The following is a 26207-nucleotide window of genomic DNA, read 5'->3' as shown; positions in this document are numbered from 1 at the left end:
ATTAATTAACTTCGGCTCTTATTCCAATTTCTATACAACATGAAAAAAAACTTTATAACACTTTTCTTCATTCTGTCCATTCTGTTTTCCAATGCTCAAATAAGCCAACACAACTATAATGTACGTGATTTTGGTGCCAAAGGAGATGGCGTAACCAATGATCAGGCGGCTATACAAAAAGCAATAGATGCCTGTAAAGAAAATGGAGGGACAGTTGTTTTAGAAAAAGGTATTTTCCTAACCGGACAATTGTTATTAGTAAATAATTTGACCTTAAAAATTAATTCAACAGCAACTCTTTTAGGAATAAAATCAGATGATGAAAAGGATTATCCGCATCATCTTATTGACACCAAATACCCCAATAGAATGCTTCAGGATTGTCAAAGAAGATTAATTTATGGAAACAAAGTACATAACGTTACCATAACCGGAGGAGGAACCATTAACGGGCAGGGCGATTATGAACCCTGGATGCATGTCAAAGAAATTGGTACCGAAAAAGACCGCCCTTCTATTCTGGCGTTTGTAGGCTGCAATGCTATTACAGTTTCCAAAATAAGCCTTATTAAACCCGCTTGCTGGACCCAGGTTTATATCGAATCGGATAATATTACTATTCAAAAAATTAAAGTAAACACAGGACAACTAACACCTAATCGTGATGGAATAGACATTGTTGACTGCCATAATGTACTTATTGAAGATAGTTTTATCCAATCGGAAGATGATGGAATTTGTTTTAAAAGCGGTAGCGAATACGGTTGCAAAGATATTGTTGTCAGACGTTGCCTATTAGACAAACTAAATGTCAAAGCCGGCAATTGCTTTAAATTAGGAACGGATGGTTTAGGAAGCTTTATGAATTTTGATGTTTCCGAATTGATGCTACAAAATGCGTATCAAAATTCTGCTTTCTGCATAGAATCTATGGATGGAGCTGTCATTGACAACTTAAATTTTCGTGATTGCCAAATTTCAAACTGTGGACAGGCTATCTTCATACTTTTAGCCGATAGAAAAAGAACCGTTCCTAACCGACAAACACGTATTGGAACTATTTCAAACATCTATTTTAAAAATATTGTTGGAACTGATTTCACCCAACAATATCCTTCGATTATTACCGGAATAAAAGGACATAATATCCAGAATGTAACTTTTGAAAATCTAAATTTCGAATTAAAAGGAGGAATTCAAACAACCGATCAAACCGTTATGGAATATGACGGTAAATATCCTGAAGGAAGTTATTTTGGAAACACCAATGCTTTTGGTTTCTTCATCAGACATGCAGACACTGTTACTTTCAAAAATTGTAAAATAACAACAAAATTACCGGATAAAAGGCCTTGGCTTATTCAAGAAGACACTAAAAATGTTTATCAACTAAATTAGCTGCATAATTAGATTTTCAAAAAAATATTTAAGTACTTTGAAGCACTTATAAACAAAAAAAACATGGAAGTAACTAAAAGCACCGAAGGATTTGAAGCTATCAATCCCAATGGCTCATTAATGCGCAAAGTGATTCACTTAGACCATTTGATGATGACTATTTTTGAATTTCACAACGGGCCAATGGAAACACCCGATCCGCCCCATCAACACATTCATGAGCAAATTACCTATGTGGCTTCGGGTTCGTTGAAATTATTTGTAGAAGACCGGGAATATCTTTTAAACGAAGGCGATGTTTATAAAATTGAATCTAATCTGAATCATAGTATTCAAACCCTAACAGAATATGTAAAACTGGTGGATAGTTTTACTCCTTTGCGTGAAGAATTTTTATAAAGCCAAAATTTCAAATAAAATAATAATCCTTATGAATACTATTTATCGTTTACTACTTATTGTTTTGTTTCTGTTTTCACAAAATAATAACGCTCAAAAACGCATTGCTCTTTTTAATCAAAAAGATTTAAAAGGCTGGTATGCCTTTGGCGAAGAAGCCGGAAAACACAACAATGCCGCCGATCTTTTTTCGGTAGCAAACAAAATGATTCGCATGTATGGACCAAAGGCGGGCTACTTAATGTCGGAACAGTCTTTTCGATATTTTGAACTAACAGTAGAATACCGATGGAATACCGATGCCAATTTTGTTAAAAAAAATAACAGCAAAAACAGTGGTGTAATGTACCTTGTTCCGTCTGAAACTCCCGATGTTTTATGGCCAAAAGGCATTCAGTTCCAAATAAAAGAAGGAGCTACCGGTGATTTCGTTTTTCTTCAGGAAGTAACTTTAAACATCAACGGTACTAAAATAACACCGGGAAAAAGTGTGGTTAGCAAACGTTTTGCTGATGCTGAAAAACCAATTGGAGAATGGAATAAACTGATTATTACTTCAAAAAATGGTGTAATCACTCAAAAACTAAACGGAAAATTAGTAAATCAGGGTACAGAATCTTCGGTTACTGAAGGCAGAGTTTTATTGCAATACGAAGGTTTCCCGATTGACTTTAGAAAAGTGTGCATTAAAAAAAGTAAATAAAATCCTCTTTTTTAATTAGCCGCAAATTTCACATATTAACACAAGCAGATTTGCGTTAATTTGCGAAATTTGCGGTTTACTTTTTTAATTTCTATGTGGTTTCAAATTAAAGCTTACTTAAAATTCCTTTGGTATTCTAAGAACGAACATGCGGTGCATTCCCCTTTTGTATTCAGTTTGATTACCAAATGTTTTTATGACAAAAAATCAAAACCCGAATACGCTATTTTACAGCAATACCGCAACACACTTTTAGAAAATAAAAATTCGATTGAAGTCACCGACTTTGGTGCAGGTTCCAGAGTTTTTAATTCGAATAAAAGAAGTATTGCCGAAATAGCCAAAATAGCAGGAATTTCATCGAAACGCGCCCTCTTATTGTATCGAATTGTCAATTATTTTCAACCATCAAGCATTTTAGAAATAGGAACTTCATTAGGATTAGCCACTTCTGCCCTGGCTCTTGGAAATAAAAATGCCCAAATAACAACTTTAGAAGGTTGCCCTAATACAATGGCAATTGCAAAAAATCAATTGCAATTATTCAATTTCAATAATGTAGAATGGGTCACAACTGAATTTAATGAGTACTTTCAAAGCTGCAATCTAAAATCTAAAATCTGTAATCTGATATATTTTGACGGCAATCACTCAAAAGAAGCTACTTTAGACTATTTCGAACTTTTATTACCTACAATCACTAATGACACAGTTTGGATTTTTGACGATATTCATTGGTCAGTCGGAATGGAAACAGCCTGGGAAACGATAAAAAAACATCCAAAAGTCAGCGTAACAATTGATACTTTTCAATGGGGATTGGTTTTCTTTAGAAGAGAACAACCCAAAGAACATTTTGTTATTAGAACATAATACATTTGCCCTCTCTAAATCATAAGATTTTCACAATAATACCTACAAATTTATCAAGGATTGTTTAGCTTTGGTTTTAGAAAATAAATTCTAAATCGAAACCTTAAAATTATGAGCAGGCCATTAATTAAAATAACGAATATCAAACGGGATTTTGAACTGGGAAATGAAATTGTTTATGTATTAAAAGGCATTGATTTAGAAATTCACAAAGGCGAATATGTTGCTTTAATGGGGCCATCCGGTTCGGGAAAATCGACTCTGATGAATATTCTGGGTTGTTTGGACACTGCTACTTCAGGAACTTATATCCTAAACGGAAAAGATGTAAGCCAAATGGAAGATAACGAACTGGCCGAAATCCGTAACAAAGAAATTGGTTTTGTTTTCCAAACCTTCAACCTGCTACCACGAACTACTGCCTTAGATAATGTGGCATTGCCTATGATTTATGCCGGATATTCAAAACAGGAACGCAATAAAAGAGCTATTGAAGTACTCCAACAAGTAAACCTTGCCGACAGAATGGATCATCAGCCCAACCAACTTTCGGGAGGTCAACGTCAGCGGGTAGCTGTGGCCAGAGCTTTGGTCAATAAACCTTCCATAATTCTTGCCGATGAACCTACAGGAAATCTGGACAGTAAAACATCAGTAGAAATCATGAAACTTTTTAATGAGATTCATGCCAATGGAAACACCGTTATCCTGGTAACCCACGAAGAAGAAATTGCAGCTTATGCACACAGAGTCATTCGTTTAAGAGATGGATTGATTGAAAGTGACACCAGTAAAGTTTAACCGTTTATTTGTTTATGCGTTTAACCGGATAAACGACTTAACGATTAAACAATTAATCGATTAAACAACTTTAAATGAAAATATATACTAAAACAGGAGATAAAGGAACCACAGCTCTTTTTGGCGGAACCAGAGTCCCAAAAGACCACATCCGCATTGAAAGCTACGGAACGGTGGACGAATTGAATTCTTATATCGGACTCATTCGTGATCAGGAAATCGATTCGCATTATAAAGAAATCCTAATCGAAATACAGGATCGTCTTTTTACTGTTGGTGCTATTTTAGCCACTCCGGCAGAAAAAGAAATTTTAAAAAACGGGAAACTCCGTCTGCAAAATTTAGGAATTATTGAAAGCGACATCGCATTATTGGAAAATGAAATTGATGCCATGGAAACACAACTTCCTCAAATGACGCATTTTGTTTTACCCGGCGGACATCCTACTGTGTCACATTGTCATATTGCCCGTTGCATTTGTCGTCGAGCCGAGCGTATGACAGTACATTTAAGTCATAACGAAACTGTTCCTGAAATAGTTATTAGCTATTTAAACCGACTTTCTGACTATCTTTTTGTATTGGCACGAAAGTTGTCCCTTGATTTGAACGCCGAGGAAGTAAAATGGATTCCGAGGAAATAGTATTCAGTTTGCAGTGGTCAGTTTACAGGAAAAACTGAATACTGAACACCGAAAACTGTTTACTAAAAAACACGTTCTTAATTTTTTTTAAAATAAATGGTTTTTTACTTGTCTTTTTCAGTAAAAAATTTATTTTTGCACAAAACTAAATCGACAAAAGATGTATTGGACATTAGAACTAGCATCCTATCTTAGTGATGCCCCATGGCCTGCTAACAAAGACGAACTTATTGATTACGCTATACGTGCAGGAGCTCCATTAGAAGTAGTAGAGAACCTACAATCTATTGAAGATGAAGGCGAAATATATGAGTCAATGGAAGAAATTTGGCCAGATTATCCAACAGACGAAGATTATCTTTGGAACGAGGATGAATACTAAAAAAACTAAGAAAAAGTCTCAAAAGAGACTTTTTTTTTGTTCAACATAGAGATAGAATTAATTAGAAATACAAAACTATTATGAGTTTTATAAACAGCATTATTAAAGCCTTTGTAGGAGATAAATCCGAAAAAGATGTTAAAGCTTTACAACCTTATATCAATAAAATAAAGACTTTTGAAACTAGTCTTACTGCTTTGTCTAACGACGAACTTAGAGGAAGAACTATCTACTTTAAAGACGCCATTAAACAAGCCCGCGCTGCTGCCGATGCTAAAATTGCCAGTTTGCAGGCTGAAGTAGAAGGCATTGAAGACATTGATAAAAAAGAAGATCTTTACACAGAAATTGACAATCTGGAAAAAGAGGCTTACGCTATCTCTGAAAAAACCTTAATGGATATTCTTCCGGAAGCATTTGCTGTAGTAAAAGAAACTGCCAGACGTTTCAAAGAAAACTCAGAAATTACGGTTACTGCCACTCCAAAAGACCGCGAATTCTCGGCTACAAAAAGCTATGTGAGCATTGACGGAGACAAAGCCATCTGGTTAAACAAATGGAATGCTGCCGGTAAAGACATTACCTGGGATATGATTCACTATGACGTACAGTTAATTGGTGGTATGGTGTTGCATCAGGGTAAAATTGCCGAAATGCAAACAGGAGAAGGAAAAACTTTAGTAGCTACACTTCCTTTGTATTTGAATGCCTTAACCGGAAACGGAGTTCACTTAGTAACCGTGAATGACTATTTGGCAAAACGTGATAGTACCTGGAAAGCCCCTTTATTTGAATTCCACGGTTTGACAGTAGACTGTATTGATAATCACCAACCGAACTCTGAAGGAAGAAAAAAAGCTTACGATGCTGATATTACTTATGGTACCAATAACGAATTTGGTTTTGACTACCTAAGAGACAACATGGCGCATTCGCCATCTGATTTGGTTCAAAGAAAACACAATTATGCTATTGTCGATGAGGTGGATTCGGTATTAATTGATGATGCCCGTACACCTTTGATTATCTCTGGTCCGGTACCACAAGGAGATCGTCATGAATTCATGGAATTAAAACCAAAAATCGAAACACTTGTTGGTTTACAACGTCAGTTAGCTACAGGATTCTTGACCGAAGCGAAACGATTAATCAAAGAAGGAAACACTAAAGAAGGTGGTTTCATGTTGTTAAGAGCTTACAGAAGTTTGCCTAAAAACAAAGCTTTGATTAAGTTTTTAAGTGAAGAAGGAATCAAACAATTACTTCAGAAAACAGAAAACCAATACATGCAGGACAACAACCGCGAAATGCCAAAGGTTGACGAAGCATTGTATTTTGTTATCGAAGAAAAAAACAATCAGGTGGAATTGACTGATAACGGAATCAAATTCCTTTCAGGAGACACTGATGCTGATTTCTTCGTTTTACCGGACATTGGAACTGAAATTGCCAACATCGAAAAACAAAAATTAGAAAAAGATGCTGAAGCGGAAGCAAAAGAAAGATTATTTCAGGATTTCAGCATAAAAAGTGAGCGTATCCATACTTTAACGCAACTTTTAAAAGCCTACACTTTATTCGAAAAAGACGTTGAATACGTAATCATGGATAACAAAATCCTGATTGTAGACGAGCAAACAGGTCGTATCATGGATGGTCGTCGTTATTCTGACGGATTACACCAGGCGATTGAGGCTAAAGAAAACGTAAAAATCGAAGCAGCTACCCAAACATTTGCAACAGTAACTTTGCAAAACTACTTCAGAATGTACAACAAACTGGGCGGAATGACTGGTACTGCTGTTACTGAGGCTGGCGAACTTTGGGAAATCTATAAATTAGACGTTGTGGAAATCCCAACAAACCGTCCGATTGCCAGAAAAGACAAAGAAGATTTTATCTATAAAACTACTCGTGAAAAATTCAACGCCGTTATCGAAGACGTAACCGAATTATCTAAAGCAGGTCGTCCGGTTCTTATTGGTACAACTTCTGTTGAGATTTCTGAATTATTAAGCCGTATGTTGAAAATGCGTGGTGTAACGCACAACGTATTGAATGCTAAAATGCACAAACAAGAGGCTCAGATTGTAGAAGAAGCAGGAAAAGCAGGTGTGGTAACTATTGCTACCAACATGGCTGGTCGTGGTACCGATATCAAGTTGACTCCTGAAGTGAAAGCTGCCGGAGGTTTAGCAATCGTAGGTACGGAACGTCACGATTCTCGTCGTGTTGATCGTCAGTTACGTGGTCGTGCCGGTCGTCAAGGAGATCCCGGAAGTTCTCAATTCTATGTTTCTCTTGAAGATAACTTAATGCGTTTATTTGGTTCTGAAAGAGTTGCGAAAGTAATGGACAGAATGGGACTTGAAGAAGGTGAAGTGATCCAACATTCGATGATGACGAAATCTATCGAACGTGCTCAGAAAAAAGTAGAAGAAAACAACTTTGGTGTTCGTAAACGTTTATTGGAATACGATGACGTAATGAACGCACAACGTGAGGTAGTTTACAAACGTCGTCGTCACGCTTTGTTTGGCGAGCGTTTGAAACTGGACATCGCCAATATGTTGTATGACAGTTGCGAATTATTTATTCAAAACACTAAAGCGACTAATGATTTCAAAACATTCGAATTTGATTTAATCCGTTATTTCTCTATCACTTCTCCTGTGACTGAAGCGGAATTCACGAAATTAAACGAATTAGAATTAACCGGAAAAGTATATAAAGAAGCGTTGAAATTCTATAACGAAAAATGTGAGCGTAGCGCCAGAGAAGCTTTCCCTATCGTGAAAAACATTTTCGAAGATCCAAACAATCAGTTTGAGCGTATTGTAGTTCCTTTTACTGATGGTGTAAAAACCTTAAGCGTTGTAACCGATTTAAAGAAAGCCTACGAAACAGAAGGAAGACAATTAGTTGCTGATTTTGAGAAAAACATCACTTTAGCGATTGTTGACGAAGCATGGAAAAAACACTTACGCAAAATGGACGAATTGAAACAATCAGTTCAATTAGCCGTTCACGAGCAAAAGGACCCATTGCTTATCTATAAATTTGAAGCTTTCAACTTATTCAACAGCATGTTGAACGGAATCAACAAAGAAGTAATCTCCTTCTTGTTCAAAGGTGATTTACCGCAACAATCGGCTCCGGAAATTGAAGAAGCAAGAGAAGTGGTTCGTCCAAAAGAAAAATTACAATTGACTAAAGACGAAATTCCTAACAGCAAAAATAGCAATCACGAAGCTGGTGAGACTCAGCAACGTCAGGTAACGGAAACCATTGTAAGAGAGATGCCAAAAATCAACCGCAACGATACGGTTACTTTATTGCAAATAGCTACCGGAAAAACCGAGTCTATGAAATACAAAAAAGCAGAAGCCTTATTAGCTACCGGCGAATGGGTTATTGTTAATGAATAGTTTGCAGTCCCGATAACTATCGGGAGCAGTAGCAGTTTGCAGACAAAATAAATATGAGAATCCCCGATTATGAAAATAGTCGGGGATTTTTTTTTTGGAGCAGTACTATTGTCCTTTCAATACACTCCACTCCCACTTTCGCCTTTATCTCTTCGCTTCACTACGAGGATATCGGCTCTATCGGGGCTAGGGTACAAACTCCCTTTTTTAAAATAAAATTTTTAAGACTATTTAAATATATTTGTTTGTTATCAAAAAGTATTTTTTTCAAATTGACAAACACATATAACATTATAAATACTTAATTTAAAAATGAAAATAAAGGATTTAATTTCAATAGCAATTGTTTGTATTATACACACAAAATCTACAGCCCAAGAAGACCTTACAATTGATGCCGCCAAGAATCTTTGCTTTTGTCTAGACGAAGTAACAATGAAAAAAAATAAACTTGAAAAAATAATTGCAACAGCAAAAGATAAAAAGGTTGCAGAAATTGAACATCATTCAGAACAAATAGAAATATTGGAAAACATATTTGACTGCATGAATAAAATAACAAAAGATGAATTGTGGAAGAAAGAAAATAATAGATTAATTATATATGAATACATAAAGAATAATTGCAATAATTATAAGGGACTAATAATATTCAATAAAATATCAGCTAAGAGCAAAGCAACAGTAGAAAAAAATGAGATTGAAAATAAAAGAACAGCTATAGATTATCGCAATTTAGCCTTCGAAGCTTTTGATAAAGGTGATATGTTTAATATCAGAAAACATTGCCGTAAAGCAATCGAATTAGACCCAACCAATACTGAAAAGGATATTATTTCAGAACATTTTTTTAGAATAGCTAAAAATTGGTTACAAACTGCAGATGATTATGAAAAAAAAGGCAATTTAGCTATAGCTCGAAGTTATAGGTCTGATGCTCATTTACCTCTGACTATTGCTTTAGATTTTGGAAACAAAAACCTAAATGAGATTGGCAAAGTTATTTACAATAATCTAATGAAATTGGGAGATAAAGTTGGTGCAAATTTATATCAAAAATACAACTAACCTAATACCGTTTTTTTGCAACCCAACCGCGCGGATATAAACCTTAAGCCTCCTCCCTCTGGTGCTCGTCTGTGACGAGTACCTACTTAAATTAATAAAAAAATGTAGCGTTTGTAACACTTATTAAAACTTCCTAGCCGAGAACACACCCAACTCGTGCGACCATCTTGCTAGTACCCGTAACCAATAAACTAAACCAAAACTATATCAAGTTAGAGCGTGCTGCTCGCAGCGGCGATAGTAAAATGAATTATTATCAATAAATAATCCGCATTCAGATTTGATAGCCTTTAAAAAGTTATCAAATCTGAATCAAAATAAATTTCCCCGATCATGAAAATAATCGGGGATTTCTTTTAATATCCAAAAACTTCAGGTTACAATATTTAATTAAAAAAATAACATTAAAAACATTTTATTGTAAGTACAATCTGCTATATTTATAAAATAAATCATCCACTTTCGCAAATTACAACAATATAAGTAAATGATATAAAACAACTTAAAACAAACCTGTTTTAAAAAATTTTAACGACATGAAAAACTTTTTTTATTTTATAACACTATCCATAATACTTACTAGTTGTGAAAAAGTAGATGATGACACAAAAAAAGGCTGTACTAATGACTGTACCACTCTAAAAGGAAAATTTGTCACATTAAATAATGTCCCTGTTTCTAATATCAAAGTTTCATTAAAATACAAAATATGGGGAGGCGAATTAGGCGGTAGTTATACAAGAAAAATAGTAAGTACACAATCGGACGAAAATGGAAATTACAATAAAAACTTTTATATCAAAGACACTGAACTTGGAAATACATCCCCTGGTTATTTTGAAATAAAAATTGATGATTCAAAAATTGATTCCAATAAATATATAAAATCATATAATCCACCAGGAACTAGCAGTATATCCCTTGAATATCCCATTTATTCTATTACAAAAAGGGATACCATAATTGAAAAAAACTTTTATATACCCAAAAAAGCTTATATTAAAATTCATTTAAATAATTTTCTTCCACAGTTAGCTGCTGACCATTTTGAAGTAAGAACATTTTACCCTTTTGGAGAAAAAATAGGCAACAATACATTTTTAGATTCTGAATATTCTACTGGATTCAGTGGTTATGACAACTGGGTTGCTAAAAATTTAAATAATGTCTTTAACATATTTGTAGCTGAAGGTGAAAAAAATATTATACAAATAATTAAAGTAAAAAATGGAATTAATTTGAGTCAGGATTATGAAATTACAGTTCCTCCTAACAACACAATCGAATTAACCTATGATTTCTAAAAAAAGCTCATTCCGACCACTCGGATATCTACAAACGATAAAGCAGAATTTCATTCTGGACATACAATAATGAGTTAAATCCTTTATCGAGTTACTAAATGAGATGCTTCCTTCGTCAGCATGACAAGATTGCGGATAATATCCCTCTGGTGCTCGTCTGTAACGAGTACCTACTTAAATTAATAAAAAAATTGTAGCGTTTGTAACGCGGATTTTTAAAACTTCCAAACGAAGAACACCCTACTATTTCAAAAAAACCGTATGATGAAAAAAATTATCACCATAAATTTATTAATATTAATTACTCTTTACAGTTGCTCAAATTCAAAAGCAATTCATAGTGATAATTCTGTTTTCCAAGTTAAAAGACCAAGTTTAAAAGAAGTCAATAAAATTGAAAACAAAATCAACAGCAAAGAGATTTTCAAATCATACTCAATAAGTTTATCAGATCAATACTTCCCAGGAATTAAAAATTTTGACTTTGCGCAACCTAAATTATTTGAAAGAAAAAAGTTTTCTCCAAATCCAGTTGTATCATATTTCTACACAAAAAATGATAGTATTGTAAGACTAATTGAATATTCTTGGGATAACTTAAAAAACGATGATTTAATTAAATCCGTGTATGAAAAAAACACAACACTTTTTAATGATTTTTTTAAGAAAGAAGGAAAACTAACAACTGAAAATGAACCAACATATTGGCAGAAAGAATTAGCTTGGGAAAACAACGAAATATCTGTTTTCCAATTTATACTTGGCAATCATAAGAAAGGTGCATACAGAACTAGATTAATAATAAGATGGAAATAAAAACTCCCTCTGGTGCTCGTCTGTGACGAGTACCAGCTTAAATTAATAGAAAAATTGTAGCGTTTGTAATGCGGTTTTTTAGCACTATCATCTTTATTAAGTTAATGTGATGAGATACTTCCTTCGTCAGCATGACAAGCTTACGGTTACTATTTTCAAAACCCAACAGCTCAAAATTGTTTATGTACCTAGTTTTTTCTGTTAAAAAAACGCCCTAAAAAAATATTTATCAGTACTTTTGCAATTGTAAACAAAAAAGCACTTTTTTGAAGTCTTTATTCAGCATAATACTTTCAATTCTTTTATTACTACCCTCTTTCGGTAGCTTTTTTGTATATACCTCATTCAAATTACATCAGGACGAAATTGCAAAAACCATTTGTGTGCAACGTAAATTGGTTGACAATACCTGTAACGGTCGATGCGAATTGCAAAAAAGCTTAAAAAAATACGAGGACAACGAAAAAAGAATGCAAAACAATCTGGACAACAAAGTTGATTTGGTTTTTATCCAGAATACGGTTGTAGCTGATGATTTCAAAATTATTGAATTCAATTACAGTTCAAAACCTAACTTCCATACACAGGAGAAGAAACCTGTTTCGGTAACCCTTTCTTCCTTTAGACCTCCATCCTGTTTAATATAAATTTCAGTACAACCATTCCAGTTACCTGGAAGTGTATTTTCTTGGATTTCATCTAAGAAAAGCCCGTTATTCTTAAATTTATATTACTTAAAATGAAAAATATTTTCCTGGCTTTCCTTGCTATGAGCCAATTTGTTGTTGCGCAAAACAAAAACAAAATCGACACTACTAAAATCCAAAAATTAGACGATGTTTTTGTCACTGCCAATCGTACCGCTACAAAACGTGCAGCAACTCCTGTTGCTATCAGTAAACTAACGGCTAAAACCATCAACGAAACCAAAGCCGTTGCTGCCTATGAAATCATCAACAAAACGCCTGGTGCTTTGATGGTAAACTTAGGTAATGAACAAAATATGATGGCTATTCGTCAGCCGATGACCACCAATGCCTATTATCTATATCTTGAAGACGGTTTACCTATTCGTCCATTGGGAATTTTTAATCACAATGCTTTATTGGAAATCAATCAGTTTAATTTAGAAAGCATTGAAGTCATCAAAGGTCCTGTTTCTTCTTTGTACGGACCGGAAGCTGTAGGCGGAACCATTAATTTAATTTCGCAAAAGCCTTCTTTTTATCCTCAGTTTAAATTTGGTATCCAGGCTGATCAATGGGGTTACAAAAGAATTCAGGCTTCAGGTGCAGCTACCATCGGTAAAATCGGATTTCACATTTCAGGAATCTCAAGTCTTCAGCAAAACTCCTGGATGACCTATTCGGATTACAACAAAGACAATTTGAATATCAGAGTAGATTATACTATCAACAACAAAACCCGTTTGATAAGTAACACCATGATTGGAAAATACTATTCGGATATGAGTGGCGGGGTAAACGAAACTGATTTTAATAACAGAAGTTATAAAAGTACTTCTGATTTTACTTACAGAAAGTCGGATGCTTTGCGAACACGATTGACATTGGAACACGATTGGAATACAAATGCCAACAGCTATTTGACGATTTACCACCGTGATAACAAACTGGGACAGAATCCGTCTTATGGAATTCGTTGGAGTGCCACAAAAAACCCTACAACTGCAACCGGAGAAGTAAATTCTAACAATTTTAAAAGCTACGGACTTATTGGACAACACACTCAAAAACTTGATTTTTGGAACACGACAATAGTGGGCGGAGCTTTATACGATTATTCTCCTGTGACTTATTGGGCTTATTTAATCAATTTAAAAGCCTCTTTAAATCCGGGTAATCCAGGAACACAAACCGTAAATAAATACGAAATTGTAGCTGAACATCCGGAAATTAAACTGGCTAATTACACCGCAGACATCTACAATACGGCTGTTTTTAAACAAATCAGCTTTAGCCCTGTTGACCAACTAACTTTTAATGTAGGAGCTCGTTATGATGCAATGAAAATCAACTACGAAAATGCCTTGGATAACTCTGCAGGAAATAAAAATTACAACAAATTCACTTTCAAAGCAGGGGTTAATTTCAACCCAATCAAAAATGTTGGATTCTACGGAAACTATTCGCAAGGATTTTCACCTCCTGGTATTACGTCTATTTTCAGAGCCAAAACTGGAACCGGAGGAACTACCGGAATAGCAGCTGAGTTTTATTATAATTTAAAACCGGCTACTTTTGAAAATTACGAATTTGGCGGATGGATTAACTTGCTGAATAATAAATTGGTACTTGATTATGCCATTTACTATATGGATGGAAAAAACGAATTGCTAAACGTTCGTCTTGAAGACAGTTCCACCGATTATCGTTCGGCAGGTGAAACAAATCACAAAGGAATTGAATTAGGTCTCAACTACAAACCCGGCACACAATGGAACATTCGCTTAGGAGGAACAATTGCCAAACATCGTTACATTGATTTCCAACTTTCGGATAATTCAGCAGATGCTTTACAAAACTTAGCCGGTTACGAAATGCCTCAGGCACCAAGATGGTCCGGAAACTCAGAAGTGAGTTATTACCCAAACTGGTTACCTAATTTCAGAACTTCTATCGAATGGCAATCAGTAGGTAGTTATTACCAAAACCAAATAAATTCGGTTAAATACGATGGTTACAATATCTTTAATGCCCGTGTAGGATACAAATACCATAACATCGAAGTTTATGGAAATGTGATGAACCTTACCGATAAATTATACGCCTATAATTTAACCCGGGGAAATGCTGCAAACTCACAAACAAGTTATGTAGCAGCTGCTCCAAGAACCTTTTTATTAGGAATTCAATACAATCTGTGTTTAAAAAAATAAACACTGTAAACATTTAATTAAACCTTTAAAAAGTTAAGGGCATTTAGGTTTTTCATTAGATAATCTTAACGGTAAAAAATCTCAAAAAATGAGTAAAAAAAACAACAAAAAGAAAGATTCGAAATTCGTAAAGAAAATCAAGCAGCATATGTACCAATGGCACAAAACCATTGGAATCATCACCATCATACCGGTTATTTTGTGGACTTTGTCAGGATTGATGCATCCGTTTATGGCTCATTTTTTCAAACCGGAAATTGCCCATGAAAAACTGGAAATTCAAACCGTACCACCACAACAATTAGCTTTATCTATTCAGGAAGTTTTAACCCAAAACAACATCAAACAGTTTAAAAACTTCCGAATTGTTGCTTTTAACAATACCACTTTTTATCAGGTAAAAAATATCATAGGTGATTTACATTATTTTGATAGTTCCAATGGAAAAGAACTTCAAAACGGAGACACCATTTATGCCGAATGGCTGTCACGTTATTTCTTAGAAGATCAAAAAAGCCCTGTAAAAAAGAGTGAAATCATCACTGAATTTGATAAGCAATACAAATATGTCAACCGTTATTTACCGGTTTACAAACTAAGTTTTGACCGTCCTGACGGTATGGAAATCTATGTAGAAACGTCTTCGGGCAAACTGGCTACTTTTAATCCAAAATCAAGACAATTTTTCATTTGGTTTTTTGATACGTTTCATAACTGGTCATTTATTGATGCCATCAGTAACAATAGCATCCGCATTATCACAATGATTTTCTTATTGTCAATCATAGGATTTTCGGCCATTAGCGGAATTGTAATCTATGGTTTTTTATGGAAACAATTTAAAAAAGCTGATAGTCTGGAACCCAAAAAAGGTATTCGAAAATACCATCGCCAAATTGGAATCTGGGTTTCTTTATTCACCTTAACTTTTGCCTTTAGTGGTGCTTATCATGCAACAACCAAATGGGATCCTTACACCTTGGACCAAATGGTATATGAACCAACATTTAAGACTAAGGAAATTGTATTAGCAAATAACAAACTCAATTTAGACTGGAACCGCTTTCAAAATCAAAGCCTTATCTCTTTCAACGACAGTATTTATTACCGTTGTGAACTGGAAGAAGCTGCAAAAGGGAAGTTCAAAAAACCAAAATCAGATTCCAATTCGAAATGGAATAAAAAGGAAAATCCTAAAACTGAAGTAGTTTATATTAATGCGGCAACCAACAAAATTATACCAAATATAGATTTTCAATATGCCGAATTTCTGGCTTATTATTTTACCGATGGTGCTCCAAAAGCACCTTGTTGTGAAATGATGTCTCCGGAAATTCCGAATGAAGCCGAAACTTCCTTAGAAAACGTAAAATTATTAGAATCAAAACTGATTACTAATTTTGAAAACAGAGAGTATGGTTTTGTTAACAAGCGTTTGCCTGTAGTCAAATTAGCTTACGACACACCTGAAAAAACGACTTATTTTATAGAAACCGCCACTTCAAGACTGGCTGCAAAAATCAACAATTCGGATATTACAGAAGGCTATTCTTTCGCTATTTTACACAAATTCCTTTTCATGGACTGGGCCGGAAAAAACATCCGTGATTTAACTATGGTTTTAATTGCCCTTTGTATTCTAATTATAAGTGTATTGGGATTGATTCTTTTTTTGAAGAAAAAGTAAAAAAAGTTAGAAGTTAAGAGTTGTTAAAATAACCTACAACTCTTAACTCACAACTTGTCCTGATAATATCTTGATTCAACACTCTGAATGTTGCGAATCGATTTTCGGGTCCAATCCAAACGTTTTTCTAAAATTTCATCCGGTGTTAATTTCCAATCAATATCTGAACGTCTTAATCGGTTGGTCAAATCCTGAATGATAATCGCCGCGGAAACCGAAATATTCAAACTTTCGGTAAAACCTACCATCGGAATTTTCAAAAAACCATCTGCATTTTGCATCACTTCTTGAGATAAACCTTCTTTTTCTGTTCCAAAAAACAATGCAGCGGGTTTACTGATATCAAATTTTTCTACCGTACAATCCTGCTCATGCGGAGTGGTGGCGATAATTTGGTATCCCTGTTCTTTAAGCGAATTAATACAACCCACAACCGAATCATGACGAATGATATCGACCCATTTTTGAGCACCCATGGCTATTTGTTTGTCAATTCTTTTACCAAAACGCTCTTCAATTACATTCAATTCCTGAATTCCAAAAACCTCACAACTGCGCATCACCGCAGAAGTATTATGTAGTTGATACACATCTTCAACAGCAACTGTAAAGTGTTTGGTACGATTTTCCAAAACTTCTAAAAAACGCTCTTTACGGTTATCCGTTAATATGGTTTCTAAATAAGCGAGGTAATCTAAATCAATCATGATGCTTTTTTATTTTGGGTGCAAAAATAGTAAAAAGAAAAAAAAATATTTTGGAACACTGATTTAAGAAATTTTAAAAATTAAATAAATCTGCTGCTATTTGTATAATTTCTCGAATCTGCGTTCCTTTTTCATCTAAGCTATCATCTTCAATTAAAAAAAGCTATATTTAACATTAAATTTATCATCAAGAACTCAATGAAAAAAAAGTTAGTCGTTTTAACGGGAGCCGGAATCAGTGCCGAAAGTGGTATTAAAACCTTCAGAGACAGCGATGGACTCTGGGAAGGACATGATGTCATGGAAGTAGCTTCGCCGGAAGGATGGCTAAAAAATCCCGAATTGGTTTTGGATTTTTACAATCAAAGAAGGCGCCAACTCAAAGAAGTGAAACCTAATATTGGACACAAAGAACTAGCCCAACTGCAAATTCATTATGATGTGCATATCATTACGCAAAATGTAGACGATTTACACGAACGTGCCGGAAGCAAAAAAGTATTGCATCTGCATGGTGAGCTACGAAAAGTAAGAAGCACAAAAAATCCCAATTACATTTTAGAATGGGAAGGCGATTTAAATTTAGGTAATGTAGATAGTTTCAATCATCAGTTGCGTCCCCATATTGTTTGGTTTGGAGAATCAGTACCTTTATTTGACGAAGCACTCGATATTACTGAAACCGCCGATTATTTTGCCGTTATCGGGACTTCCTTACAAGTGTATCCCGCGGCTGGATTATTAGCTTTTGTGCCGCCTGCAACTCCAGTTTTTTACATTGATCCTAATCCTATTTCGATACCTGATTTAAGAAATCCATTGGAAACTTTTCCAATGTTAGCTACTGAAGGTATTCCGCTTTTAAAAAATAGATTATTAGCCGAATTTCAATAAATAACTATCGAAAAAGGCAATAAATCAATTTAAAAAATAGCCCTAAATTCCTAAAATTCTGCCTATATTTGTGCCTTTCAAAAAAATAAGTCCGATTTCTTTAAACGGTTTCGGATAAATAACAACTTTTATTAGCATAAAAAGACAATGACGACTTTAAACGAATTGAATGCAATTTCTCCAATTGATGGAAGATATAGAAATAAAACCCTTTCTTTAGCTCCTTTTTTCTCTGAAGAGGCTTTAATCAAATACCGCGTATTAGTAGAAGTTGAATATTTTATTGCTTTGTGCGAAGTGCCTTTGCCACAATTGAAAAATGTAAACCCAAGTTTGTTTGAGAGTTTGCGTAATATCTATAAAAATTTCTCTACTGAAGATGCTCTTTGGATTAAAGAAACAGAGAAAGTAACCAATCATGATGTTAAAGCCGTTGAATATTTTATCAAAGATGCCTTTGAAAAATTAGGTTTATCAGAATACAAAGAATTCATCCACTTCGGATTGACTTCTCAGGATATCAACAACACTGCTATTCCACTTTCTACAAAAGAAGCTTTTGAGAAAGTATATATGCCTTCTTTAATTAATGTTATTGCTAAATTGAAAGAATTAGCAATTGAATGGAAGGATGTACCAATGCTTGCCCGTACTCACGGACAACCGGCCTCTCCTACCCGTTTAGGCAAAGAAATCGCAGTTTTTGTGGAGCGTATCGAAGAGCAAATGCGTTTGTTATTCAATGTTCCATTTGCAGCTAAATTTGGTGGAGCAACAGGAAACTACAATGCACATCATGTGGCTTACCCTCAAATTGACTGGAAACAATTCGGAACTAAATTTGTTGAAGAAAATTTAGGATTGCACCATTCTTTCCCAACAACACAAATTGAACATTACGATCATTTTGCTGCCTTTTTTGATACTTTAAAACGCATCAACAATATCATCATCGACTTAGACAGAGATATCTGGACTTATGTTTCGATGGAATATTTCAAACAAAAAATCAAAGCAGGAGAAATTGGTTCATCAGCGATGCCTCATAAAGTTAATCCTATTGATTTTGAAAATTCAGAAGGAAACTTAGGAATTGCTAACGCTATTTTCGAACACCTTTCTGCTAAATTACCTATTTCAAGATTACAACGTGACCTGACTGACAGTACTGTTTTAAGAAATATTGGAGTCCCAATGGGACACACCATCATCGCTTTTGAAGCTACTTTGAAAGGATTAAACAAATTATTATTAAACGAAGCTAAATTCCACGAAGATTTAGAAAACAACTGGGCCGTAGTAGCTGAAGCTATCCAAACCATTCTACGTCGTGAGGCTTATCCAAATCCTTATGAAGCTTTAAAAGGTTTAACAAGAACTAATGAAGCGATTACTAAAAAATCAATTCATGAATTCATTGGTACTTTAGATGTTTCTGATGCTATCAAAACCGAATTATTACAAATTACACCAGCTAATTTTATCGGAATATAATAACAAAAGAGCTATACTCTTTAAAAAACAAATCCCGTCCCGATAGCTATCAGGATGGGATTTTTTGTATAAATCTATGTTAATTACGCACTAAAATTGCATAACAAAAGTGCATTTAGTATTTTTAACAACATTGCATAAAAATTTAAAATATGAGTACTGTTGCTGCAGTTGCTGAAGCATCCCAACATTTAAAACCCCTAATCAGTGACTTAGGATTAATTCTAATGACTGCTGGTATAGCTGTATTATTGTTTAAAAAAATTAAGCAACCTCTTGTACTTGGATACTTAATTGCCGGTTTCTTAGCAGGAAATCATTTTGATTTTTTCCCTTCGGTAAAAGATGTTCATAGTGTAGAAATCTGGGCAGAAATAGGCATTATTGTATTATTGTTTAGTTTAGGTCTCGAATTTAGTTTTAAAAAATTAATGAAAGTAGGCGGTACTGCTTCCATAACTGCCATCACTCAAATTATAGCCATGGTGCTTATTGGCTTTCTGGTTGGGAAATGGATGGACTGGAAAGAGATGGATTGTATTTTCCTCGGGGTTATTCTTTCTATTTCCTCCACCACTATCATTCTTAAAACCTTTGACGAATTAGGCGTTAAAGCACAACAATTTGCAGGAATTGTTATTGGTTCACTTATCGTTCAGGACATTGTTGCCATCTTAATGATGGTCCTATTATCCACCGTAGCCGTAAGTCAGCAATTTTCCGGAGGAGAATTGTTATTATCAGTATTAAAACTAGGTTTTTTCCTGATTGCATGGTTTGTGGGCGGAATCTTTTTTATCCCTACTTTATTAAAAAAAACCAAACACTTACTGACCGATGAAATGATGCTAATTTTATCCTTAGCCTTGTGTCTGATGATGGTAATTCTGGCTTCAAACGTTGGTTTTTCACCTGCTTTAGGAGCTTTTATCATGGGTTCTATTATTGCCGAAACCACCCATGCCGAACACATTGAACATCTTATCAAACCTGTAAAAGATTTATTTGGTGCCGTATTCTTTGTATCTGTTGGGATGTTAATTAACCCACACACTTTATACGAATATGCCATTCCGGTAGCAATCTTAACATTAGTTACCATCTTTGGGCAATCCATCAGTTCAACTGTTGGAGCCATCATTTCAGGACAACCTTTAAAACAATCGGTACAAACAGGAATGAGTTTAGCACAAATTGGAGAGTTCTCCTTTATCATTGCTACTCTGGGAATGTCTATGAATGTAACCAGCGATTTTCTATATCCTGTAGTTGTAGCTGTTTCGGCTGTTACCACCTTTACCACACCTTTCATGGTTAAAATGGCGGTTCCTTTTTCAGTTTATCTTGAAAAAGAATTACCCCGAAAATGGACTAAAAGAATTGCCCGTTACAGTGCTAATGCACAAGCTATCCGTTCTGTAAGTACCTGGCAGGTGGTTATTAGAGCACATTTACTGCAAATTCTTTTGCATACTATCATCATTACTTCAATCATTTTAATGTCTTCCAAATTTGTATTGCCGCTAGTGGAAAATTCTAAATTTGGAAATGCCATCGCCGCATTAATTACTATGATTATTATTTCTCCTTTTTTATGGGCACTTTCACTTCGTCGTGTGGCCGTAAAAGAAGTTGATCAATTATTTGAAGAAAAAAGATACCGTGGTCCTATTTTAATGCTTTTCTTTTTCCGAATGGCATTAGCAGTATTTTATATTGGATTTTTATTGAATATCTTTTTCTCACCTGTCATTGCCTTTTTTGCCTTGGTAACTGCTATTGTAATTTATTTGCTTTTCCCTAAAAAACTACACGAACAATACCATAAAATTGAAAGTCATTTCCTGACGAACCTCAACGATAGAGAAGAAAAAAAGATAGACCGAAGTTATGCCTATTTAACCTCCTGGGATGGCCACATGACTACGTTTGAAATCTCAAAAGAATCTAACTTGGCCGGAAAAACGCTCCGTGAAATCAAAATGAGAGAGTTACTTGGCGTAAATATTGCCTACATTAAAAGAGGGGAAATCATTATTCAAATCCCCAATAAGAGCGAACGTTTGTTCCCCGGAGATGAAATTTGCGTTATTGGTTCGGATGCCCAAGTCAAAGAATTTGCTAACTTTTTAAGACAAAATGAAGTAGAAGTTCCCGAGACAGTGGTCAAAGACGAAATTATTCTTCGCCAAATTGTTTTACACAATGACGAATTTATTGGCAAAAGCGTTGGTCAGTCAAAACTAAGAGAACGCACCAAAGGATTATTAGTTAGTATTGAACGACAAGGAAACCGAATCCTGAATCCTGAATCCAATATTATTTTGGAACAAAACGATTTACTTTGGATAGTAGGCAGCAAAAAATTAATGGCCGAATTATTTAAAGATTAAAAGCTATTCGGAATATTTAGATAATGAATTTGAAATGCCTGAACTAAAAAATAGTTCAGGCATTTTTTTTGTTTTACGATGTAAACAGCCAAATAAAATTCGGCAGAGACTAATTAGCATATATTCTAAAAAAAACACCTTATCTATTCATTTTCAATTAAAATTTAAGTAAATTTATGTTTGCAAGATGGTAAAAACTCAAAAATCATCATGTGATTTCCTTTTGGAAATACTATAAGAAAGCTAACAGAACAGTAATTGTAAAACAATTCGATATGGCATTTATAGATTATTACAAAGTATTAGAAATAGATAAAAAAGCCACTGATGCCGAAATAAAAAAGGCTTACCGAAAATTAGCCCGTAAATACCATCCTGACATCAACCCTAATGACAAAGAGGCTGAAAAAAAATTCAAAGAAATTAATGAGGCCAATGAAGTATTAAGCAATGCCGAAAAAAGAAAAAAATACGATGCTTATGGTGAACACTGGGAACACGCTGCCGAATTTGAAAAAGCCAATCAGCACCAACGCTATTATGGTTCGGGAGGTTCTCAGGAAGAATTTAATAATTACGGAAGAGACGCTAACGATGATTATTCGGATTTTTTCGAATCACTCTTTGGAAACAGTCGTCGCAGAAGCAGAACTACAAACCAACAATACAAAGGCAACGATTTCACAACCGAATTGCAGTTGAATCTGGAAGATGCTTACACTACTCATAAAAAAACCGTTATGGTTAATGGAAAAAATATTCGTTTCACCATTCCTGCCGGTATAGAAAACGGACAAACCATTAAAATTGCCGGACATGGTGGTGACGGTATGAACGGAGGTCCTAAAGGCGATTTATACATTACTTTTACGATCAATAATCATCCTGATTTTAAAAGAGACAAGGACAATCTATATGCTACTGTTACCCTCGATTTATACAAAGCCGTTTTGGGTGGAGAAGTTACCGTAAATACTTTTGACGGAAAAGCAAAACTTAAAATTGCACCAGGAACACAAAATGGCACTAAAGTAAAACTCAAAGGAAAAGGATTTCCTGTTTATAAAAAAGAAGGGGATTTTGGCGATTTATACATCACTTTTCAAATTAAAATCCCAACACATCTAACCCCTAAAGAATTAGAATTATTTACCGAACTCTCTAAATTAAGAACAACATGAATACCGAAAACTTTATCCCTATAAACACTTTATGCCAACATTATAAAGTTGAAATTAGTTTTTTCAATACTCTCGATGAAAATGGCTTAATCGAAATTCAATTTGTAGATAACGTTCAGTATGTACATAAAGAATCAATCTATGAAATTGAAAAAATTGTGCGTATGCACAAAGATTTAGAAGTAAACATTGAAGGGATAGATGTTGTTCTTAATTTACTTCAAAAAATAGACGCCTTACAAGCTGAATTACTTAGAGTTCGAAACCGCTTATTGCTATACGAAAACTAGATTCAACTTAAACTATCAGGCTAAAAAAACTCAAAAAAGCAGGAAAGCTGAACCGATTATTTTTTATATTTTGGCAAATCATAAAAAATAAACAAACTGCTATTAATGAAATCCATACAACAAACCTTCTTTCTATTATTCTTACTTTTTTCGTTAAACCCAATTAATGCCGCAAATCCAAATGCTCCTTTTAACTTAAGAAGTTTTGACAAACAAAATCCTATTGGAACCAACGACAAACCCTATTTTGGCTGGTACCTCAGTGATTCTGACACTAACGAAATCCAATCGGCTTACCAAATCATTGTAGCTTCCAGTCTGGCTAATCTTAAAGCCAATAAAGCTGATATTTGGGATAGCAAGAAAACCAATTCCAGAAAGCAAAACTATATTTATCCAGATGGTATTACTCTTAGAGCAGCAACAACTTACTACTGGAAAGTTCGTTGTTGGGACAAAGATGGAAATATGAGTCCTTATTCGGAAACGGCCAGCTTTACAACCGGATTATTACACAATAATGATTGGAATTCCGCACAATGGACAAAAAGAGATTCTAAAGACAATGACGATTACACTTACTTTAGAAAAATAACAAAGCTTCCTAACAAAACCATCAAAAAAGCCATAACCTATATTTCTGCCTGTCATAGCTATGAATTATATGTCAACGGTCAATTTGTGGGGAAAGGATTCAACCACCATTATCCACAATACAGCTATTATAACGCCTGGGATATTACTACCTTATTAAATAAAAATTCCGAAAACCTATTAGCTTGCCTTACGCACTGGTATGGCGGAGGTCAGGGACGCGCCACAGGAAGCCGTGGTATGATTTCAAAAACGATTATCGAATATAGTGACGGAACACAAACTATTATTGGTTCAGACAAATCCTGGAAACAAACACAGGCCGCACAATGGGCTGTAGGGCAACCACAACGTGGCGGTGAAGGTGTTGGCAGAATCGAAACCATCGATTCCCGTAAAAAAATTACTAATTGGAACAACTTAAAATTAGATGATTCTAATTGGAAAAATGCTGTCGAAATAGGTCCTCAACCTACCACTCCCTGGACAGGAACTTTACAATCCGACCTAACCCGCGTTGTCGAAAAAGAAATTAAAGCTAAATCTATCCAAAATTTAGGTAACGGTAAATACCTGATTGATTTGGGGAAAGTATATGCCGGTAGTTTTAAAATAGCTTTCAATGAACGCAAAGCCGGAGATACTATCAAAATGCTGGGAGGTTATGCCTTAAATCCTGAAGGCAGAATTGATATTAAATACAATCAGTCTACCAATTTAAGTTTCAATTTCGTTCCAAGTGGCAATAATGCTGTTTTTAATCCTAATGTTTATTTTGGAATGCGCTATTTGCAAATTGATAATGCTCCGAACGAACTGAATCAAAATAACGTAAGTTTTATTAGTCGTCATTTCGAATTAGATCCTTCCCGTTCTTCTTTCCAATCTTCTAACGAAATGCTTAATAATGTTTGGGAATTAATGAAGCATACCTTAATTCTGGGTGCGCAGGAAAATTTTGTCGATACCCCTACCAGAGAAAAAGGTGCTTTTTTATTGGATAGCTGGTCACAGGCGGTTCCTTGTATGAGTGTGATGTATGACAGAACAATGAATTCCAGAGCTTTAAAGGAATTCCTTGAATCTCAGGATCAATACTGGCCTGACGGACGATTGAATGCTGTTTATCCAAATGTTGATGGCGGAAGAGACATCCCTGATTTTACTCAAGCCTACCTGCTTTGGGCTTGGGATTATTACATCGAAACGGGAAATATTGAATTCCTAAAATCCAATTATTCTCGTTTGAAAAAAATTGCAGATTATGTCGACACTTATAAAAATGAAAGTACAGGATTAATTCACCAACTTAAAGGCGGAAAAGGGCCTTATGAATACGGAATTATCGATTGGCCACCTACAATGCGTTATGGCTACGACATGTCGGTAGAATCCAAAACCGTTATTGATACTTATGCTTATGAAGATTTTAATATTATTTCAAAAATTGCTGACATTACAGGAAACACAGCCGATAAAAAACTATATACCGACAAAGCCGAAGCTATTAAAAAAGCGATTAACACTCATTTAATTAATCAAAACGGACTGTATATTGATGGAATTCACAATAATCAAACTGTGAGTACTCATGTTTCGCAACACGCCAACATCCTTCCTTATGCGCTAAATATTGTTCCTGAAAACAATAAAAAACAAGTTATTGACGAAATCAAAAGACTCAAAATGAGTGTTGGGATGGTTCCCTTGCGTTGGTTACCGGAATCTCTGGGACTTGCTGATGAAGGTGAACATCTGATTGATTTGTATACCAATACCGAATGGGATGGCTGGGCTAAAACCATTGCCCTTGGCGGAACTGCCACCTGGGAATCCTGGGATGCTGACGGAACCAATCAAAGTATGTCACATCCTTGGGGAACGGTAGGTTTACTTGGTATGCAAAATTATATTTTAGGAATCAAAGCACTAGCTCCTCAACACGAAAAAATCCAAATCAAACCACTTTGGTTTGGTACCAAATTAACTTCTGCTAATGGTACCTATCCTACTGACAAAGGAGATATCAAAGTTGATTGGAATTATTCTAACAATAAATACACCTTAAAAATCAGTGTTCCGGTTAACTGTACCGCAAAAGTGTACCTGCCAAAATGTGGCAAAACAGGGAACACAATTAAATTAGACAACAAAGAAGTATCTGCTTCCGAAGAAGGAAACTATCTTTATCTTGATGCTATTGGTTCGGGAGAACATTATTTGGAGAGATAAAGCTATTTCAAATTACTGAA

The 26207-nt window shown here is 34.9% G+C and carries 21 protein-coding genes; 20 read left to right on the top strand and 1 reads right to left on the bottom strand.

The window, feature by feature from the left end; all coding sequences use genetic code 11:
- The first annotated feature begins 39 nt into the window (after positions 1-39).
- The 14 genes from BLR17_RS13480 (at position 40) to BLR17_RS13415 (ending at position 16402) form a co-directional block, all read left to right on the top strand.
- Positions 40-1398 carry a glycoside hydrolase family 28 protein gene (locus BLR17_RS13480; RefSeq protein ID WP_066328971.1) on the top strand — a complete coding sequence of 453 codons (1359 nt, stop codon included), beginning with the start codon at positions 40-42 and terminating at the stop codon, positions 1396-1398.
- Positions 1399-1461: 63 nt separating this feature from the next.
- Positions 1462-1797: a cupin domain-containing protein gene (locus BLR17_RS13475; RefSeq protein ID WP_066328970.1), complete on the top strand. Its 336-nt coding sequence runs from the start codon at positions 1462-1464 to the stop codon at positions 1795-1797.
- Between the two features lie 31 nt (positions 1798-1828).
- Positions 1829-2500, top strand: a complete 672-nt coding sequence (locus BLR17_RS13470) for a 3-keto-disaccharide hydrolase (protein ID WP_217635908.1) — start codon at positions 1829-1831, stop codon at positions 2498-2500.
- Positions 2501-2593: 93 nt separating this feature from the next.
- Entirely contained in the window at positions 2594-3373 is a 780-nt protein-coding gene (locus BLR17_RS13465) for an O-methyltransferase (RefSeq protein WP_066328969.1), read from the top strand.
- A gap of 111 nt (positions 3374-3484) precedes the next feature.
- A complete protein-coding gene (locus BLR17_RS13460; RefSeq protein WP_066328968.1) occupies positions 3485-4174 on the top strand; it encodes an ABC transporter ATP-binding protein in 690 nt (229 codons plus the stop codon).
- 74 nt (positions 4175-4248) lie between these two features.
- Complete coding sequence (locus BLR17_RS13455; RefSeq protein ID WP_066328966.1) at positions 4249-4818, top strand: cob(I)yrinic acid a,c-diamide adenosyltransferase; 570 nt, start codon at positions 4249-4251, stop codon at positions 4816-4818.
- A 160-nt stretch (positions 4819-4978) separates the two neighbouring features.
- Positions 4979-5200 carry a DUF2795 domain-containing protein gene (locus BLR17_RS13450; protein ID WP_007138072.1) on the top strand — a complete coding sequence of 74 codons (222 nt, stop codon included), beginning with the start codon at positions 4979-4981 and terminating at the stop codon, positions 5198-5200.
- Between the two features lie 80 nt (positions 5201-5280).
- Positions 5281-8628, top strand: a complete 3348-nt coding sequence (gene secA, locus BLR17_RS13445) for a preprotein translocase subunit SecA (RefSeq protein WP_066328965.1) — start codon at positions 5281-5283, stop codon at positions 8626-8628.
- Positions 8629-8940: 312 nt separating this feature from the next.
- Positions 8941-9696, top strand: a complete 756-nt coding sequence (locus tag BLR17_RS13440) for a hypothetical protein (protein ID WP_066328963.1) — start codon at positions 8941-8943, stop codon at positions 9694-9696.
- Positions 9697-10232: 536 nt separating this feature from the next.
- Entirely contained in the window at positions 10233-11000 is a 768-nt protein-coding gene (locus tag BLR17_RS13435; RefSeq protein ID WP_066328962.1) for a hypothetical protein, read from the top strand.
- A 264-nt stretch (positions 11001-11264) separates the two neighbouring features.
- Positions 11265-11816 carry a hypothetical protein gene (locus tag BLR17_RS13430; protein ID WP_066328961.1) on the top strand — a complete coding sequence of 184 codons (552 nt, stop codon included), beginning with the start codon at positions 11265-11267 and terminating at the stop codon, positions 11814-11816.
- 266 nt (positions 11817-12082) lie between these two features.
- Positions 12083-12463, top strand: a complete 381-nt coding sequence (locus BLR17_RS13425; RefSeq protein ID WP_066328960.1) for a hypothetical protein — start codon at positions 12083-12085, stop codon at positions 12461-12463.
- Between the two features lie 92 nt (positions 12464-12555).
- Entirely contained in the window at positions 12556-14715 is a 2160-nt protein-coding gene (locus BLR17_RS13420) for a TonB-dependent receptor (RefSeq protein WP_066328959.1), read from the top strand.
- 88 nt (positions 14716-14803) lie between these two features.
- Complete coding sequence (locus tag BLR17_RS13415) at positions 14804-16402, top strand: PepSY-associated TM helix domain-containing protein (protein ID WP_066328958.1); 1599 nt, start codon at positions 14804-14806, stop codon at positions 16400-16402.
- Positions 16403-16449: 47 nt separating this feature from the next.
- Here BLR17_RS13415 and BLR17_RS13410 read toward each other — a convergent pair whose 3' ends face one another.
- Positions 16450-17109: a TrmH family RNA methyltransferase gene (locus BLR17_RS13410; protein ID WP_066328956.1), complete on the bottom strand. Its 660-nt coding sequence runs from the start codon at positions 17107-17109 to the stop codon at positions 16450-16452.
- 198 nt (positions 17110-17307) lie between these two features.
- Between BLR17_RS13410 and BLR17_RS13405 the strand changes: the two genes are divergently transcribed.
- The 6 genes from BLR17_RS13405 (at position 17308) to BLR17_RS13380 (ending at position 26187) form a co-directional block, all read left to right on the top strand.
- The gene (locus tag BLR17_RS13405; RefSeq protein ID WP_066328955.1) at positions 17308-18003 is read left to right on the top strand and encodes an SIR2 family NAD-dependent protein deacylase; all 696 of its coding nucleotides are present in this window, start codon (positions 17308-17310) and stop codon (positions 18001-18003) included.
- A 147-nt stretch (positions 18004-18150) separates the two neighbouring features.
- A complete protein-coding gene (purB, locus tag BLR17_RS13400; protein ID WP_066328954.1) occupies positions 18151-19497 on the top strand; it encodes an adenylosuccinate lyase in 1347 nt (448 codons plus the stop codon).
- A 152-nt stretch (positions 19498-19649) separates the two neighbouring features.
- Positions 19650-21890: a cation:proton antiporter domain-containing protein gene (locus tag BLR17_RS13395; RefSeq protein ID WP_066328953.1), complete on the top strand. Its 2241-nt coding sequence runs from the start codon at positions 19650-19652 to the stop codon at positions 21888-21890.
- Between the two features lie 275 nt (positions 21891-22165).
- Positions 22166-23071: a DnaJ C-terminal domain-containing protein gene (locus BLR17_RS13390; RefSeq protein ID WP_066329007.1), complete on the top strand. Its 906-nt coding sequence runs from the start codon at positions 22166-22168 to the stop codon at positions 23069-23071.
- On the top strand, positions 23068-23361 hold the full coding sequence (locus BLR17_RS13385) for a chaperone modulator CbpM (protein WP_066328951.1): 294 nt from the start codon (positions 23068-23070) through the stop codon (positions 23359-23361). Before BLR17_RS13390 ends, BLR17_RS13385 begins: the two co-directional genes overlap by 4 nt.
- A gap of 105 nt (positions 23362-23466) precedes the next feature.
- Positions 23467-26187 carry a family 78 glycoside hydrolase catalytic domain gene (locus BLR17_RS13380; RefSeq protein WP_066328947.1) on the top strand — a complete coding sequence of 907 codons (2721 nt, stop codon included), beginning with the start codon at positions 23467-23469 and terminating at the stop codon, positions 26185-26187.
- Positions 26188-26207: the final 20 nt, after the last annotated feature.

The organism is Flavobacterium glycines, assembly GCF_900100165.1.
GTDB lineage: Bacteria > Bacteroidota > Bacteroidia > Flavobacteriales > Flavobacteriaceae > Flavobacterium > Flavobacterium glycines.
Note: the sequence above shows the minus strand (reverse complement) of the source record. Positions and strands in the feature narration are given on the sequence as shown.

What these genes read in the sequence shown, in the direction of transcription:
- BLR17_RS13480 (WP_066328971.1), top strand. Translation starts at nt 40, where the DNA reads ATGAAAAAAAACTTTATAACACTTTTCTTCATTCTGTCCATTCTGTTT.
- BLR17_RS13475 (WP_066328970.1), top strand. Translation starts at nt 1,462, where the DNA reads ATGGAAGTAACTAAAAGCACCGAAGGATTTGAAGCTATCAATCCCAAT.
- BLR17_RS13470 (WP_217635908.1), top strand. Translation starts at nt 1,829, where the DNA reads ATGAATACTATTTATCGTTTACTACTTATTGTTTTGTTTCTGTTTTCA.
- BLR17_RS13465 (WP_066328969.1), top strand. Translation starts at nt 2,594, where the DNA reads ATGTGGTTTCAAATTAAAGCTTACTTAAAATTCCTTTGGTATTCTAAG.
- BLR17_RS13460 (WP_066328968.1), top strand. Translation starts at nt 3,485, where the DNA reads ATGAGCAGGCCATTAATTAAAATAACGAATATCAAACGGGATTTTGAA.
- BLR17_RS13455 (WP_066328966.1), top strand. Translation starts at nt 4,249, where the DNA reads ATGAAAATATATACTAAAACAGGAGATAAAGGAACCACAGCTCTTTTT.
- BLR17_RS13450 (WP_007138072.1), top strand. Translation starts at nt 4,979, where the DNA reads ATGTATTGGACATTAGAACTAGCATCCTATCTTAGTGATGCCCCATGG.
- secA (WP_066328965.1), top strand. Translation starts at nt 5,281, where the DNA reads ATGAGTTTTATAAACAGCATTATTAAAGCCTTTGTAGGAGATAAATCC.
- BLR17_RS13440 (WP_066328963.1), top strand. Translation starts at nt 8,941, where the DNA reads ATGAAAATAAAGGATTTAATTTCAATAGCAATTGTTTGTATTATACAC.
- BLR17_RS13435 (WP_066328962.1), top strand. Translation starts at nt 10,233, where the DNA reads ATGAAAAACTTTTTTTATTTTATAACACTATCCATAATACTTACTAGT.
- BLR17_RS13430 (WP_066328961.1), top strand. Translation starts at nt 11,265, where the DNA reads ATGAAAAAAATTATCACCATAAATTTATTAATATTAATTACTCTTTAC.
- BLR17_RS13420 (WP_066328959.1), top strand. Translation starts at nt 12,556, where the DNA reads ATGAAAAATATTTTCCTGGCTTTCCTTGCTATGAGCCAATTTGTTGTT.
- BLR17_RS13415 (WP_066328958.1), top strand. Translation starts at nt 14,804, where the DNA reads ATGAGTAAAAAAAACAACAAAAAGAAAGATTCGAAATTCGTAAAGAAA.
- BLR17_RS13410 (WP_066328956.1), bottom strand. Translation starts at nt 17,109, where the DNA reads ATGATTGATTTAGATTACCTCGCTTATTTAGAAACCATATTAACGGAT.
- BLR17_RS13405 (WP_066328955.1), top strand. Translation starts at nt 17,308, where the DNA reads ATGAAAAAAAAGTTAGTCGTTTTAACGGGAGCCGGAATCAGTGCCGAA.
- purB (WP_066328954.1), top strand. Translation starts at nt 18,151, where the DNA reads ATGACGACTTTAAACGAATTGAATGCAATTTCTCCAATTGATGGAAGA.
- BLR17_RS13395 (WP_066328953.1), top strand. Translation starts at nt 19,650, where the DNA reads ATGAGTACTGTTGCTGCAGTTGCTGAAGCATCCCAACATTTAAAACCC.
- BLR17_RS13390 (WP_066329007.1), top strand. Translation starts at nt 22,166, where the DNA reads ATGGCATTTATAGATTATTACAAAGTATTAGAAATAGATAAAAAAGCC.
- BLR17_RS13385 (WP_066328951.1), top strand. Translation starts at nt 23,068, where the DNA reads ATGAATACCGAAAACTTTATCCCTATAAACACTTTATGCCAACATTAT.
- BLR17_RS13380 (WP_066328947.1), top strand. Translation starts at nt 23,467, where the DNA reads ATGAAATCCATACAACAAACCTTCTTTCTATTATTCTTACTTTTTTCG.